This is a genomic window from Haloferax sp. s1 (genome assembly GCF_058382125.1).
In genome coordinates, this window is record NZ_JBZRPK010000654.1 from 1 (window position 1) to 12,081 (window position 12,081).

The following is a 12,081-nucleotide window of genomic DNA, read 5'->3' on the forward strand; positions in this document are numbered from 1 at the left end:
GCGAGGTACCGAACGCGGACTTCCTCGTCCGGTTCGTGTTGACGGTTCCAGCGCTCTCCGTCATCGTTCTCTCGCCCGTCGTCGGCGTGATTATCGACCGTTTTGGACGAACGGTACCCTTGTTCGTGTCGATGGTTCTCTACGGACTGGCTGGTGGAGCAAGTACGGACAGCCGTACACGAGTGACTACGTGCTGGACGAGACAGTGACACTTACGCGTGTTCGAACGGGGTCGTTCGATGCCGCGAACACAGTCGCCAGACGTATCCTTGGTGAAGACCCGTTTCCGACTGTCTTTGAAACGATTCACGTCGAACCCGACGACGTGCGGTCATCGCTGGAGACGTTCCGACGATATGCAGATCAGGACCTTAGTTTCACAGACGCATCTAGCATCTACCTATGCGAGTCGCGAGGCACCGACGCCATGTTGAGTTTCGACGACGACTTCGACGGCCTAGTAGAACGAATCGAAACCGGGTCGCTGAGGCAACAGTCGACGCTGTTGCTAGCGATTCGGAAGTGTCGCCCAGGACACTAACGGCCGGTATCATCCCGAGGCGGCGTGCCGCGTCAACCGGGAAACCCTCGTGCCAGGCGGTCCGTCTTTCGGGCGCGGACGTTCCGAAGTACGCCGGCGGGTGCCGGCCAGTAGGTGTTGCGCACCCGGGTTCGCCGTTCTGTCATCGCTCCCAATGTGGGACAACTCGGACGGGGACTTGAGGTACGCACCCGGGTCTAGTCCACCCGAGGTAAAACGACTTCCGACCGCCTCGTCTCCTCACCGGCGAAGAAGACGGCCCGAACTCTGACAACCTGTCCCTCGATGCGCACGTAGTACAGACGGTCTTCGGACCGATGGACTGCCGGGAGCGCGTCGAGGTCCTGCCGAAGGTCGTCGTAATCGCTCAAACAGTCGGAGACAGTCAACTCGCGTGGATGGCCGCCCGAAGCCGACTCGACGACTTTCTTCACCCATGGACTTTGTTCGACACGCGGGTCGTCTACGTCTACGACGGTTGCATTTTGCGGTACGTGGCCGACTAACTCTCCTCGGAGAAATATCTCGGCAGATGAGCAGCCACGAAGCGACGAGCACCCCGCGAACGAACCCAAGAGACCGACGCCTGCCGTGGCAAGTCCACGGCGGAGAACACGGCGGCGAGATGGAAGCGGGGTCATCGACTGACAGAAATTCGGAATGGCTGATAAAACTTCTGTCAGCTATACTGAATACTCGGATTCGTTCAGCTGGACGTACTTGCCGTTTCGGTACTTGAGTTTCGTCCGCTTGTACTGGGTCGCAAGTTTCGCGGCACTGAATCCGGCGCTGAGTTTGGTGGCGCCGAACGCCTTGTAGCCTTCGTCCTTATCGAGAAGCTTTCTGGCCGCCTTGAACGACTTGTCCCAGTTGCTCGGGCCGTAGTCGTGGACGATTTTGGCCATGGCGACGTTCCGCAGAACCTCGTCGCCGATGGCGTCCTTCCAGCGGGCGTTGTACTCGCTCAGGTCTCCTTCGGCGGCGAGTTCACCCGCAATGGCACCCGTGCGGACGGCAACGTGGTCGCCACCTTCGTGGAAGGCCGAGGTTGCGCCCATTGCACCGCCGGTGACGGCGATACCCGCCGCACTGGGTGAATCGATGGGGCGCGTCGAGGAGATGGCGTACGTCTCGGTCCCGTTGGTCTTGCCACGGTCTTCGACGAGCGGGAAGTCCTCGTCGATGTCGTACTCGTCGCCGAACTCTTGTTCGAGCAAGCGACGGATGTACTCGCGGCCCTGCGGAATGCTGTCGTCGTCTTCGCGGAGGAGTTTGTACTTGTCGCGGTCTTCGACTTCGTCGATGTCCATTCCGATTGGCATCGTGAGTCCGACGCGGCAGACGTTGTTGTCGTTCGGAAACACCCACGGATACGCCGTGTGGCCGGGCATGTAGCCCCACCAGAACTTGATAGCGCCGTCGACTTCGTCGAACAGTTCCGGCGGGAACTCGCGGTGTTCCTGATACGCGATGTGGTTGACTTCCGTCGACGCGAGTCTGTCCGTGATTGCGAACGGCAGGAAGTCGTCGAGAACCTTGTTCGTGACCGTCCGCTGCGGCCCGTCGGCGAGAATGAGGAAGTCCGCACCCACGTCTTCGCCGTTGGCCAACCGGACGACGTGGCGCGGGTCGGTTTCGCTGCCCGATGCGTCGAGGTCCGTCTCTACGTCGCGGACGGATGCCTTGAGTCGGTACTCCGCGCCTGCTTCCTCGGCACGGCTGCGAAGCCAGTCGTCGAACTTGGCTCGGTGAAACGTGTACCCGAACTCGTCGTACGACGAGTCGAGACCGGTACTTCGGAGTGTTAGCGATTCGTTCGGCCCGATGAATTCGGCTCGGTCGAGGACATCGAGGACGACATCGTCCGGCATCTCGTCCGGGTGAATGTCCATGATGTCCACCCAGTAATCGAGGATGCCGGCCGCGTCCGTTGAATCCGGACCGAGACCCTGTCGGTCCGCTCGGGGGACGCCCTTCTCGAGGACCAAAGCGGAGGCACCGGCCGAGGCGGCAGCGTGTGCCGCTGACGTACCGGCCGGGCCGCCGCCAACGATGGCGACGTCTACGCGTTCCATACCGCAACAGCACTTCGCTCAGGTATTAAACCCCCTGAACCGCCTCGCCGGGTCGAAGCGTGGGTATCGTGTCCTTCGTCACCCGATTTTCGCGCCGTCTCGGTTTCAAAACTCGCGGTATTCGAGACCCATACCACACCCAAATACCGCGTCTGATAACTAGGGACGGAGATTTATGGAGGGAACTGCGCTATATGCGAACCAATGACCGCTGACGAGTCGGGCGACCAGCGAGAGCCTGTGGTATTCCGCGACGAGACGGGCGACCTTGTCTTCGTCGATGGCGGCCCCGCACCGCAGGGCTACGCTCCCGTCGCGTGGAAAATCGGCGAAGATGGGTCTCGGTTCGTTGTCGACCCGACTGTCGACGCGGTAGCCGTCACCCGAACGATTTCGAAGCGACGACCACGGAGGCGCGACCCACTCGATTGACGAATTATCTTTGGTGAGAACTACGCCGCGCCGAATCGGACAGATTCATCACCGACTTCGAGAATCATCGACCATGCGCGACCCCGACATTGTGGTGCTGCGTCAGAAGATACACGGACTGTCTGCCGAGGAGTACGCCGAAACGCTCCGTGAGAGACTCCCAGACCGGGAAGTCGCCCTCGCCAACACGCCGACAGAAGAGCGAGACTTGCTCTCTCGCGCCCGCGTCGCCACTGGGTTCACCCTCGCTGAGGACGTACTCGAAACCGCCGCAAACCTCGACCTGTTTGCCTGCGTCTTCGCCGGTACTGGGCACCTCCCGCTCGAAGCGCTGGAGACCAACGATATTGCCGTCACCAATGCGTCGGGCGTCCACGGCCCGAACATCGCCGAGCAGGTTCTCGGCAGCATCCTCTATTTCACCCGTCGGTTCCACGTCGCAGAGCGGCACAAACAGGACAATCGCTGGCAGTCCTACCCGACCCACGAACTGCAAGGTTCGACGGTCACCGTCGTCGGACTCGGCGCTATCGGACAGGCCGTCGTCGACAGACTCGAACCCTTCGGCGTGGACACCATCGGCGTTCGCTACTCACCCGAAAAGGGAGGCCCGACCGACGAAGTCGTCGGCTTCGACGACGAGCAGGGCCTCCACGACGCGTTCGCCCGCTCGGAGTACGTCGTCATCGCGTGCCCGCTGACGGACGCCACACGCGGTCTCGTTGACGCGGATGCGTTCAAATCGATGGCACCCGAGACCGTCCTCGTCAACATCGGTCGCGGCCCGGTCGTCGACACCGAGGCGCTGGTCTCCGCACTCCGAAACAACGGTATCCGGGGTGCAGCCCTCGACGTGACCGACCCCGAACCGCTCCCGTCGGACCACGAACTCTGGAACTTCGACAACGTGCTCATCACGCCCCACAACGCGGGCCACACGCCGAAGTACTGGGAACGCATGGCAGATATTATCGCCGAGAACCTCGGCAAGTTGGACGAGGGTGACGACGACCTGCGTAATCGCGTGGTCTAAGCCGGGTCGAATCGACACCCTCGCCACCGCGAATTCGGCGGGAATACGACAGCATCCCTCGCCGAAAGTGGTAATTGGTTGAAAGTATTGGGTGTTGTTGTGCAGCTTTCAGAGTGGCAGTGGAATCGAATCTTTGCCTTCTTCGGCGGACTCGGAATTCTGTTTCTCTACCCGTGGGCGGGCCTGTACCAAGTCGTTCCGGAGTGGGCTGTCGACGTTCTCATGTCGATTCCGCTCGGGTTGTGTTGCTACGGCTTCACCGAGCAACCGCGGAAGGTGATTGTACTGATTTCGGTCGGAACGGCGCTTGGAGTCGGGGTCCTCACCCTTTACCGGGCGTCGGGTATTCACCTGTTTTGACGGCGTTCGCGCCGAAATAGAAGCCGCCAGCGACCCGTAGAGAGTCGCTTACTCGTCCCGCTTGACGGCCGGATTCGTCACGGCACCGTTCGCCGCAGAGCCGAAGTCGCGGGCGTACTTCGCCAGCACGCCGGAGGTGTACGTCGGTGGTTTGGGTTCCCAATCTTCCTTCCGGGCTTCGAGTTCTTCGTCGGAGAGGTCGACGGAGAGTTCGCGGTTCGGAATGTCGACGGTCACTTCGTCGCCGTCTTCGAGAAGCGCGATTGGACCGCCTTTGGCGGCCTCGGGTGCGACGTGGCCGACCATCGGCCCGCGAGTCGCACCGGAGAAGCGACCGTCGGTGAGAAGCGCCACGTCGTCTTCGTGGCCCTGTCCGACGACGGCGGCGGTGACACCGAGCATCTCGCGCATCCCGGGACCGCCGCACGGTCCCTCGTTGCGGATGGCGATGACGTCACCCGATTCGATGTGGCCTTCCTGCACGTAGCGCATTGCATCCTCTTCGTTCTCGAACACGCGGGCGGGACCGGTGTGGTGGAACTTGTCGTCGCCGGTCACCTTGAGCACCGCGCCGTCGGGCGCGAGGTTGCCGGTGAGAATCTTGATGGCACCCTCCGACTGGTACGGTTCGTCGACGGTGTAGAGGAAGTCCTCGTCTATCTCGTCGTCGGTCGGCAAGTCGAGGTGGTCGAGTTCCTCGGCGATGGTGCGGCCCGTGACAGTCATCGCGTCGCCGTGGAACAGGTCGGCCTCGACGAGGCGACGGACGACGATCGGAATACCACCGACCTCGTGGAGGTCGTTCATGACGCGCGTGCCGCCGGGTTGGAGGTTCGCAATCTTCGGCGTGCGCCGGGAGATTTCGTTGAACTCCTCGATGTCGAGGTCGATACCCGCTTCGGCGGCGAGTGCCAGCAGGTGGAGAACGGCGTTGGTCGACCCGCCGATGGCGACCTGGAGGGCGATGGCGTTCTCGAAGGACTGCTTCGTGAGGATGTCGGAGGGGCGGCGGTCGTTTTCGACGCACTGGAGGACGGCCTCACCGGCGCGGCGGGCGACCTCGTAGCGTTCTTCGGACTCAGCAGGGGGCGACGCAGACCCGAGCGGTGCCATCCCGAGGGCTTCCGAGATGGAGGCCATCGTGTTGGCGGTGAACATCCCGCCGCAGGAGCCCGCACCGGGGCAGGCGTGGCGTTCGAGGTCGTCGAGTTCGTCGGCGCTCATGTCGCCTTCGGCGTAGGTGCCGACACCCTCGAAGACGTTCTGGACGGTGACCTCGCGGCCTTCGTGCTCGCCGGGCATGATAGAACCACCGTAGAGGAACACCGAGGGGAGGTCGGTCCGGATGGACGCCATCATCATCCCGGGGAGGTTCTTGTCACAGCCCGCGACGGTGACGAGCGCGTCCATGCGCTCGCCGAAGGAGACGAGTTCGACGGAGTCGGCGATGACCTCGCGGGAGATGAGCGAGGCCTTCATCCCTTCGGTCCCCATGGAGATGGCGTCGGAGATGGTGACGGTCCCGAACTCGATTGGCATCCCGCCGGCGTCTTCGATGCCCTCGATGGCCGCCTCGGCGACGTCGTCGAGGTGAACGTTACACGGGGTGATGTCCGCGGCGGGGTTCGGCACGCCGACCATCGGCGACGAGAGGTCTTCGTCGTCGAAGCCCATGGCGCGGAACATCGCTCGGTGCGGGGCCTTATCGGGGCCTTCTGTGACCTCCGTACTCCGAAGGTTCGGGTCCTTACCGCTGGAGAACACGTCGTCTGCGTCCTCCTCGTGTGGGGACTGCTGGCTCATACCTGTCCGGAGCGGGTGTGCGAACTTAAATGGACGCGACTGGGCAGACGTTGCAGTCGGATTTGGCGGGCTGAGCCACAGTTCTATGGGTGATTATTTGCTTCTCGACTGCGAGTCTCCCTCTCCCGCTCGTTCATCGCTTACGCCTCGTCGCGTCGGGCGAGTCCCGTGAGGTGCGGCGCTTCAGGGACGAGTATCTCGGCGGTCCCGAGGCGCGCGGCGTTCTCGCTGCCCGGTAAGCAGAACACCGGCATCCCATCGATGATACCCGCGGTCGCTCGCGTGCCGACGACACGAGTCCCGATTTCGTCGTATGAGAGGTGTCGGAACAACTCGCCGAATCCGGGGAGCGTCTTGTCGAACAGTTGTTCGGCGGCTTCGACCGTCTCGTCGTCGGGCGTAACGCCGGTTCCGCCGGTGGTAACTGTTACGTCGACATCGCCGCGGTCTACCATCCGCGAGACCTCGGTCTGTATCTCGTCGTAGTCGTCGTCGATGACGCGCCGGACCGAGACCGAGTGGTCGGCCTCGTGGAGAATCGTCTTGATTGCATCGCCCGCGGGGTCGTTCTCCACGTCGCGAGTCGACGAAATCGTCAGGACTGCGACTTGGAGTTCTGCCACGTCGTGTTCGTGATGGTCGTGATTGTGGTCGTCGCGGTCGTCGTGGTCGTCGCGGTCGTCGTGGTCGCTCACGAACCCGGCTTCGTCACCAGGTGATAAAGTTCTCGCGTCGACTCTCACAGCACTGCAAGGTGGTACCCCACGGCTTTAGCCGTTCACAAGACGCAACGCGTCTTGTTAGCTAACCAGAGTTCGGAGGGTTCTGATGACGTGGGGGAAATCCGACGTGCGTAACGTTTCTCCAGCCAAAAACTGGTCCGGCGCGTCGCTTCGGCGTGGTTGTGTGTTCACTGGTCTCTCTGGAGTATGCGAGCGTGCATGTGCTGTGCTATTTGATGACCAAGGACGTTATCGGATGTCGTTAAGTTGTCCCTTATCGAATTCGTGCCGATTTCAACAGTCGTGGAAGTTCAGGAAAGATGATTGGCGTAAACCCACACTTTAGTCGCTTCGCTTCGTCAATCGGTCCGAGATGAAAGCGGTCCAATTCGCGGAACACGGCGGTCGAGAGGTGCTCGAATACGGCGATTTCCCCGACCCGGAGGTCGACCCTGATGAGGTTCTCGTCGACGTAAAAGCGGCGTCGCTGAACCACCTCGATATCTGGACGCGACGGGGGCTTCCGATTCTCGATTTGGACATGCCGCACATCCCCGGCAGCGACATGGCCGGTATCGTCACCGAGGTCGGCGAGCGCGTGACTCGATTCGAGGAAGGCGACCGCGTCGCGCTCCTCGCGGGTGTCGCGGACGGCGACGACGAGTTCTCGCGGAAGGGCGACATGACGCTCGCTCCCGACTACCGACTCATCGGCGAGCACATGCGCGGCGTCCACGCCGAATTCGCGGCCGTGCCCGAGGAGAACCTCGTTCCAGTTCCCGAAGACGTACCGTGGGAAGTCGCCGGGTCCGCCTCGCTCGTCTTCCAGACAGCGTGGCGCATGCTCATCCACCGCGGCGAACTCCAAGCCGGCGAGAAGGTGCTCGTCCTCGGCGCGTCCGGCGGCGTCGGCCACGCGGCCGTCCAAATCGCCGACTACGCGGGCGCAGAAGTGTACGCCACGGCCTCCACCGACGAGAAACTGGAGTACGCCCGCGAGTGCGGCGCGGACTACGTCATCAACTACGAGGAAGAGAGCTTCTCGAAGGAGGTGTACGAGATGACCGACGGCCGCGGCGTCGACATGGTCGTCGACCACATCGGCGAGAAAACGTACAAGCAGTCGCTCAAAAGCCTCGCTAACGGCGGGCGAGTCGTCACCTGCGGCGCGACGACTGGACCCGACCCGGGTGCGGGACTCAACTACATCTTCTGGAACCAACTGTCAGTTATCGGCTCGACGATGGCGACGCCCGGACAGGCCGACGAGGTACTCGAACTCGTCTGGGACGGCACGTTCGAACCGCGAATCCGCGAAACGCTCCCGATGAGCGAAATCGAGCGTGCACACGAACTCATCGAGGAGCGACAGGGCTTTGGCAAGGTGGTCGTAATCCCAGATAGTGAGCTCTGACACCACGTCTGGGGGCGACACCGCGAGTCGGTCCGACACCTACGTCCACCGACCGGGCGAGAGCGATGTCGGCGGTAGCGAACCCGAGGCGAAGGGCTTCGGGAGTCGCGGGTGGATACTCGTCCGGCTCGTTGCGGTCCGTTTCCGCGTGGGTCCTCGCGCCGTGCATCTCGCTCCCTCGCTCCCCGCGATGGCGGGCCTGCCGTACATTACCGCGATGCTGGCGCTGCCGATGCTGCCGGCGCTTCTCCTCGGTCTGGTCGCCGTCTGGTCGATGACCGCGGCGACTCGCGGCGGCGACTGAGTTCGGCAACTCGCAACGGGACTCAGATATTCAGGCACCACGGCATCCTGTAACTTTCAGGCACCACGGCATCCAGTTACTCAACCACCACCGGTTCTGGTACTTCGACACCTCAATAGTTCGTTATCTCAACACTCCATTTTCTGACACATCAGTCCCCCCGACCCTCTGAGACGCAAACATCCCGACAACACTGCGCTGCCGCTACCCCGAAACGGTCGAATTGCGGTCCAATATAAAGGATTCCGACAAGGCTTATCCCTTGTCGTGCATGGTATTCACTTGCACAGATGTTTGAACGATTCTCCAGTGGGTACTTCCTCGGCCGGATGTACGTCGAACCGTACGACGGAACCGAGGCCGCGATTCACCGAACGGAACACGAGCGACTCAACGAGCACGTCTACACCACAGGACAGGGTGTCGAGCGAACCGACTTCCCGCTCGTAATGAAACTCGACAGCGCACATTTCCCGGTCGTCGGCGATGAGGGTATTCCGTCGGGAACACTCGCACTCCCCCGTGACCGAGTAGACCCACACACCCTCCCCGACGACCGACCGGTTCTCCTCGCTGACGCACCCCGCGCGGCGGAACTGCTCCGATACGCCGGCTACGACCTCGACGGAATCGACGAACTCATACCGGCGTAGTCGCCGCCGAGAATCTTTTTCGCGGACGAATGTAGCCCACCGCACGAGTACCAACCACGAGTTACGGTGATGTACACTTCTGTGTCACGTCACGTCAACATCTCTCCTCCACGTCCGCATCTTTCCTCGCCACGCCCACATCTCTCCCTCACCGCGCCACGTCCGAACCCTCAAGTGGTCGGCCTGCACGCTTCCGCGTATGCTGGACGAGTTGTTGGGCCGGGCCAAACTCAAAGCGCGCATCGCCGAGTTGGAAGACGAACGCGATGCGCTCGCGGGTCGTCTCGAAGGCGAGTCTGAACGCCGGAAGGACGCGGTCCGTGCGCGACAGGAAGCCGAAGCAGAAGTCAACCACCTCGAAGACCGCATCACCGAACTCGAAGACCGGGTCGAACGCCTCTCCGGTGACGACGACTCACTCGACTTCCGCGGGACCGACGACCTTCGCGGCGACCGTCTTCGTGAAATTCGTTCCCGCCTCGAATCCGTTTCGACAGCACCCGAAGGTGCCTTGACCGCCGTCGTCGACGACGAGCGCTCGCTCCCCTCGTCGGTCGAAGACGCCTTCGGTGACCGCGCGTCGTTGGTCCGCCGGGCCGCACCCTGTATCGCCCTCACCGACGACGCCGGACTGGTGCGTGTCGCTCTCTCGCCACCGCGTCTCCCAGCCGCGTTCGACGCGTGGGACGGCGGATTTACCCTCGATTCGGCGTGGTTCCACCCGACCGATACCACGGTCGTCGCGCTCGTCCGGGCCGACCTATTCGCCCTCGGTCGCTACGAAGACGGCGAACTGCACTACGTGACGGGGTTCGAAAGCGACGTGAAATCAGCCCACTCGAAAGGCGGATTCTCACAGAGTCGTTTCGAGCGCATCCGCGAGGGCCAGATTGCGGACCACATCGACCGGTGCCACGAGGCGCTCGACGAGCACGCTGCGGATGCTGATTCCGAGACCACCACCGACGCCGACGCAGACCTCATCGTCCTCGGCGAACAAACCGTCCTCGACGAGTTCCGCGAGCGGTCGGCACTGACCGCTACGGTCGATGCCAGCGGCGACCCCGAAGCGGCGCTAACGGAGGCGTCACGGGAGTTCTGGACCACGCGACTGTACCGGCTCTGACCGGAGGTCGCCGTGGGAGAGTGGGGGGAGAAAGTGACGAATAATCGAACTGATTTCCCAACAGTCACTGCCGAATCGACTGCCCTTTTAGGGTGTCATTGCGTGCCACCAACTATGAGCGAGCCACAGCGAGTTGTCGTCCTCGCACACGAGAAGTTCCCCGACCGCGCGAAGACCGCTACGGGCGTGCTGAAGTACGCCGACTACGACGTGGTTGCCGTCCTCGACCGCGACAACCCGGGAACCTCCGCTGCCGACCACCGCCGCGACCTCCCCGACGTACCCATCGTCTCCTCGATGGCCGATGCGCCCGAGGCCGACGCACTCCTCGTTGGTATCGCACCCATCGGCGGCGGCTTCGACGAGACGTGGCGTGACGACGTGCGGACTGCGCTGGAACGCGAGTGCGACATCATCGCTGGCCTGCACTACTTCCTCACCGACGACGAGGAGTTCGCCGCACTCGCCGCCGAACACGGCTGTGAGATAAACGACGTTCGCAAACCCCACGACGACATCGGCGTCGCGCAGGGCAACTCCGCCGACGTGGACGCCGAAGTCGTCCTCACCGTTGGGACCGACTGCTCGGTCGGTAAGATGACCGCGACGCTCGAACTCGTCGAAGCCGCCCGCGAGCAGGGTATCGACGCCGGATTCATCCCGACGGGCCAGACCGGTATCATGATTTCCGGCTGGGGCAACCCCGTCGACCGCGTCGTGAGCGACTTCACCGCCGGGTCCGTCGAAGAGATGATTCTGGAGAAAGGCGACGAATACGACGTGCTCTTCGTGGAAGGCCAAGGCAGTATCACCCATCCAGCGTACTCCGCGGTCACCTGCGGGCTTCTCCACGGCTCGATGGCCGACAAACTCATCCTCTGTCACGAGTCCACCCGCGAAGCGATTCACGGTTACGAGGAGTTCGCACTCCCCTCGATTTCGGAGTACGTCTCGCTCTACGAGACCCTCGCCGAACCGGTCCACGAGGCGGAAGTCGTCGCTGGCGCGCTCAACACGTCGCACGTCGACGACGACGAGGAAGCCGCCGCCGCAGTCGAATCGTTCGCCGACGAACTCGGCGCTCCGGCGGTCGACCCGGTTCGGTTCGACGCCACAGACCTCATCGACGAGGTGTTCTGAGTGCTCTCGACCGAGTTCGAGCGGATTTCGATGCCGCTCGCCGAACCCTTCGGTATCTCTCGCGGCGTCCAGACTGAAGCCGAGAACGTCGTCGTCCGAATCGAAGACGAAGGCGGCATGACGGGCGTCGGCGCGGCCGCCCCGTCGTCGCACTACGGCGAAACCGCCGACACGGTCGAAGCCGTCCTTCCAGACCTGCTCGCGGTCGTCGAGGAGGTCGGCGACCCGCACGCAATCGACCGAATCGAGCGCCGAATGGCCGAGACGGTCCGCCGAAACCCGGCTGCCAGAACCGCCGTGAGCATCGCGACCCACGACCTCGCCGCGAAGCGAACCGGCGTCCCGCCCTACAGACTCCGGGGACTCGACGCCGACCGAGCGCCGCCCCCGTCGTTCACCATCGGTCTCGACGGCCTCGCCACGATGCGCGTGATGACGAACAAGTAGCACGAGGCGCGCTACCACGCGGTCAACGTCA

14 protein-coding genes and 1 pseudogene are annotated in these 12,081 nt (G+C 62.9%); 11 read left to right on the plus strand and 4 right to left on the minus strand.

Annotated features, from left to right (window positions below; all coding sequences use genetic code 11):
- Window positions 1–209: MFS transporter (locus QT222_RS15075; protein WP_491477642.1), on the plus strand; the 209-nt coding region annotated here is incomplete at its 5' end.
- Complete coding sequence (locus tag QT222_RS15080) at window positions 191–541, plus strand: type II toxin-antitoxin system VapC family toxin (RefSeq protein WP_345775729.1); 351 nt, start codon at window positions 191–193, stop codon at window positions 539–541. The genes QT222_RS15075 and QT222_RS15080, both read left to right, overlap by 19 nt.
- A 197-nt stretch (window positions 542–738) precedes the next feature.
- On the opposite strand, the gene QT222_RS15085 is transcribed toward QT222_RS15080, so the two are convergent.
- Together QT222_RS15085 and QT222_RS15090 are read right to left on the minus strand one after the other, a co-directional pair.
- Window positions 739–1,182, minus strand: coding sequence for a Tat pathway signal protein (locus QT222_RS15085; protein ID WP_081603729.1), 444 nt, complete (start codon window positions 1,180–1,182; stop codon window positions 739–741).
- Between the two features lie 42 nt (window positions 1,183–1,224).
- Complete coding sequence (locus tag QT222_RS15090; RefSeq protein WP_004060151.1) at window positions 1,225–2,616, minus strand: NAD(P)/FAD-dependent oxidoreductase; 1,392 nt, start codon at window positions 2,614–2,616, stop codon at window positions 1,225–1,227.
- Between the two features lie 204 nt (window positions 2,617–2,820).
- On the opposite strand from QT222_RS15090, the gene QT222_RS15095 reads away from it, so the two are divergent.
- The 3 genes from QT222_RS15095 to QT222_RS15105 all read left to right on the plus strand — a co-directional run bounded on the left by QT222_RS15095 (window position 2,821) and on the right by QT222_RS15105 (window position 4,441).
- A complete protein-coding gene (locus QT222_RS15095; RefSeq protein ID WP_004060150.1) occupies window positions 2,821–3,048 on the plus strand; it encodes a hypothetical protein in 228 nt (75 codons plus the stop codon).
- Between the two features lie 73 nt (window positions 3,049–3,121).
- Window positions 3,122–4,081, plus strand: coding sequence for a D-2-hydroxyacid dehydrogenase (locus QT222_RS15100; protein WP_491477643.1), 960 nt, complete (start codon window positions 3,122–3,124; stop codon window positions 4,079–4,081).
- A gap of 99 nt (window positions 4,082–4,180) precedes the next feature.
- Window positions 4,181–4,441 carry a hypothetical protein gene (locus tag QT222_RS15105; protein ID WP_491477644.1) on the plus strand — a complete coding sequence of 87 codons (261 nt, stop codon included), beginning with the start codon at window positions 4,181–4,183 and terminating at the stop codon, window positions 4,439–4,441.
- 48 nt (window positions 4,442–4,489) lie between these two features.
- Here QT222_RS15105 and ilvD read toward each other — a convergent pair whose 3' ends face one another.
- Both ilvD and QT222_RS15115 read right to left on the minus strand, forming a co-directional pair.
- Window positions 4,490–6,244: a dihydroxy-acid dehydratase gene (gene ilvD, locus QT222_RS15110; RefSeq protein WP_491477645.1), complete on the minus strand. Its 1,755-nt coding sequence runs from the start codon at window positions 6,242–6,244 to the stop codon at window positions 4,490–4,492.
- A gap of 140 nt (window positions 6,245–6,384) precedes the next feature.
- On the minus strand, window positions 6,385–6,939 hold the full coding sequence (locus QT222_RS15115; RefSeq protein WP_491477646.1) for a MogA/MoaB family molybdenum cofactor biosynthesis protein: 555 nt from the start codon (window positions 6,937–6,939) through the stop codon (window positions 6,385–6,387).
- 400 nt (window positions 6,940–7,339) lie between these two features.
- Between QT222_RS15115 and QT222_RS15120 the strand changes: the two genes are divergently transcribed.
- From QT222_RS15120 to QT222_RS15145, 6 genes and pseudogenes are all read left to right on the plus strand, one after another.
- On the plus strand, window positions 7,340–8,380 hold the full coding sequence (locus QT222_RS15120) for a zinc-binding dehydrogenase (RefSeq protein WP_491477647.1): 1,041 nt from the start codon (window positions 7,340–7,342) through the stop codon (window positions 8,378–8,380).
- Window positions 8,370–8,684 carry a DUF7977 family protein gene (locus tag QT222_RS15125; RefSeq protein ID WP_491477648.1) on the plus strand — a complete coding sequence of 105 codons (315 nt, stop codon included), beginning with the start codon at window positions 8,370–8,372 and terminating at the stop codon, window positions 8,682–8,684. The genes QT222_RS15120 and QT222_RS15125 overlap by 11 nt, the downstream gene beginning before the upstream one ends.
- A gap of 290 nt (window positions 8,685–8,974) precedes the next feature.
- Window positions 8,975–9,337 carry a DUF5802 family protein gene (locus QT222_RS15130; protein WP_491477649.1) on the plus strand — a complete coding sequence of 121 codons (363 nt, stop codon included), beginning with the start codon at window positions 8,975–8,977 and terminating at the stop codon, window positions 9,335–9,337.
- Window positions 9,338–9,536: 199 nt separating this feature from the next.
- On the plus strand, window positions 9,537–10,463 hold the full coding sequence (locus QT222_RS15135) for a Vms1/Ankzf1 family peptidyl-tRNA hydrolase (protein ID WP_491477650.1): 927 nt from the start codon (window positions 9,537–9,539) through the stop codon (window positions 10,461–10,463).
- Between the two features lie 114 nt (window positions 10,464–10,577).
- Window positions 10,578–11,603 (plus strand): N-acetyltransferase DgcN family protein, encoded by a 1,026-nt coding sequence (locus QT222_RS15140; RefSeq protein WP_004060141.1) that lies wholly within the window; start codon window positions 10,578–10,580, stop codon window positions 11,601–11,603.
- Window positions 11,604–12,041, plus strand: a pseudogene (locus QT222_RS15145) (enolase-like domain-containing protein); the annotation flags it as partial. It abuts the gene before it with no gap.
- Window positions 12,042–12,081 lie beyond the last annotated feature (40 nt).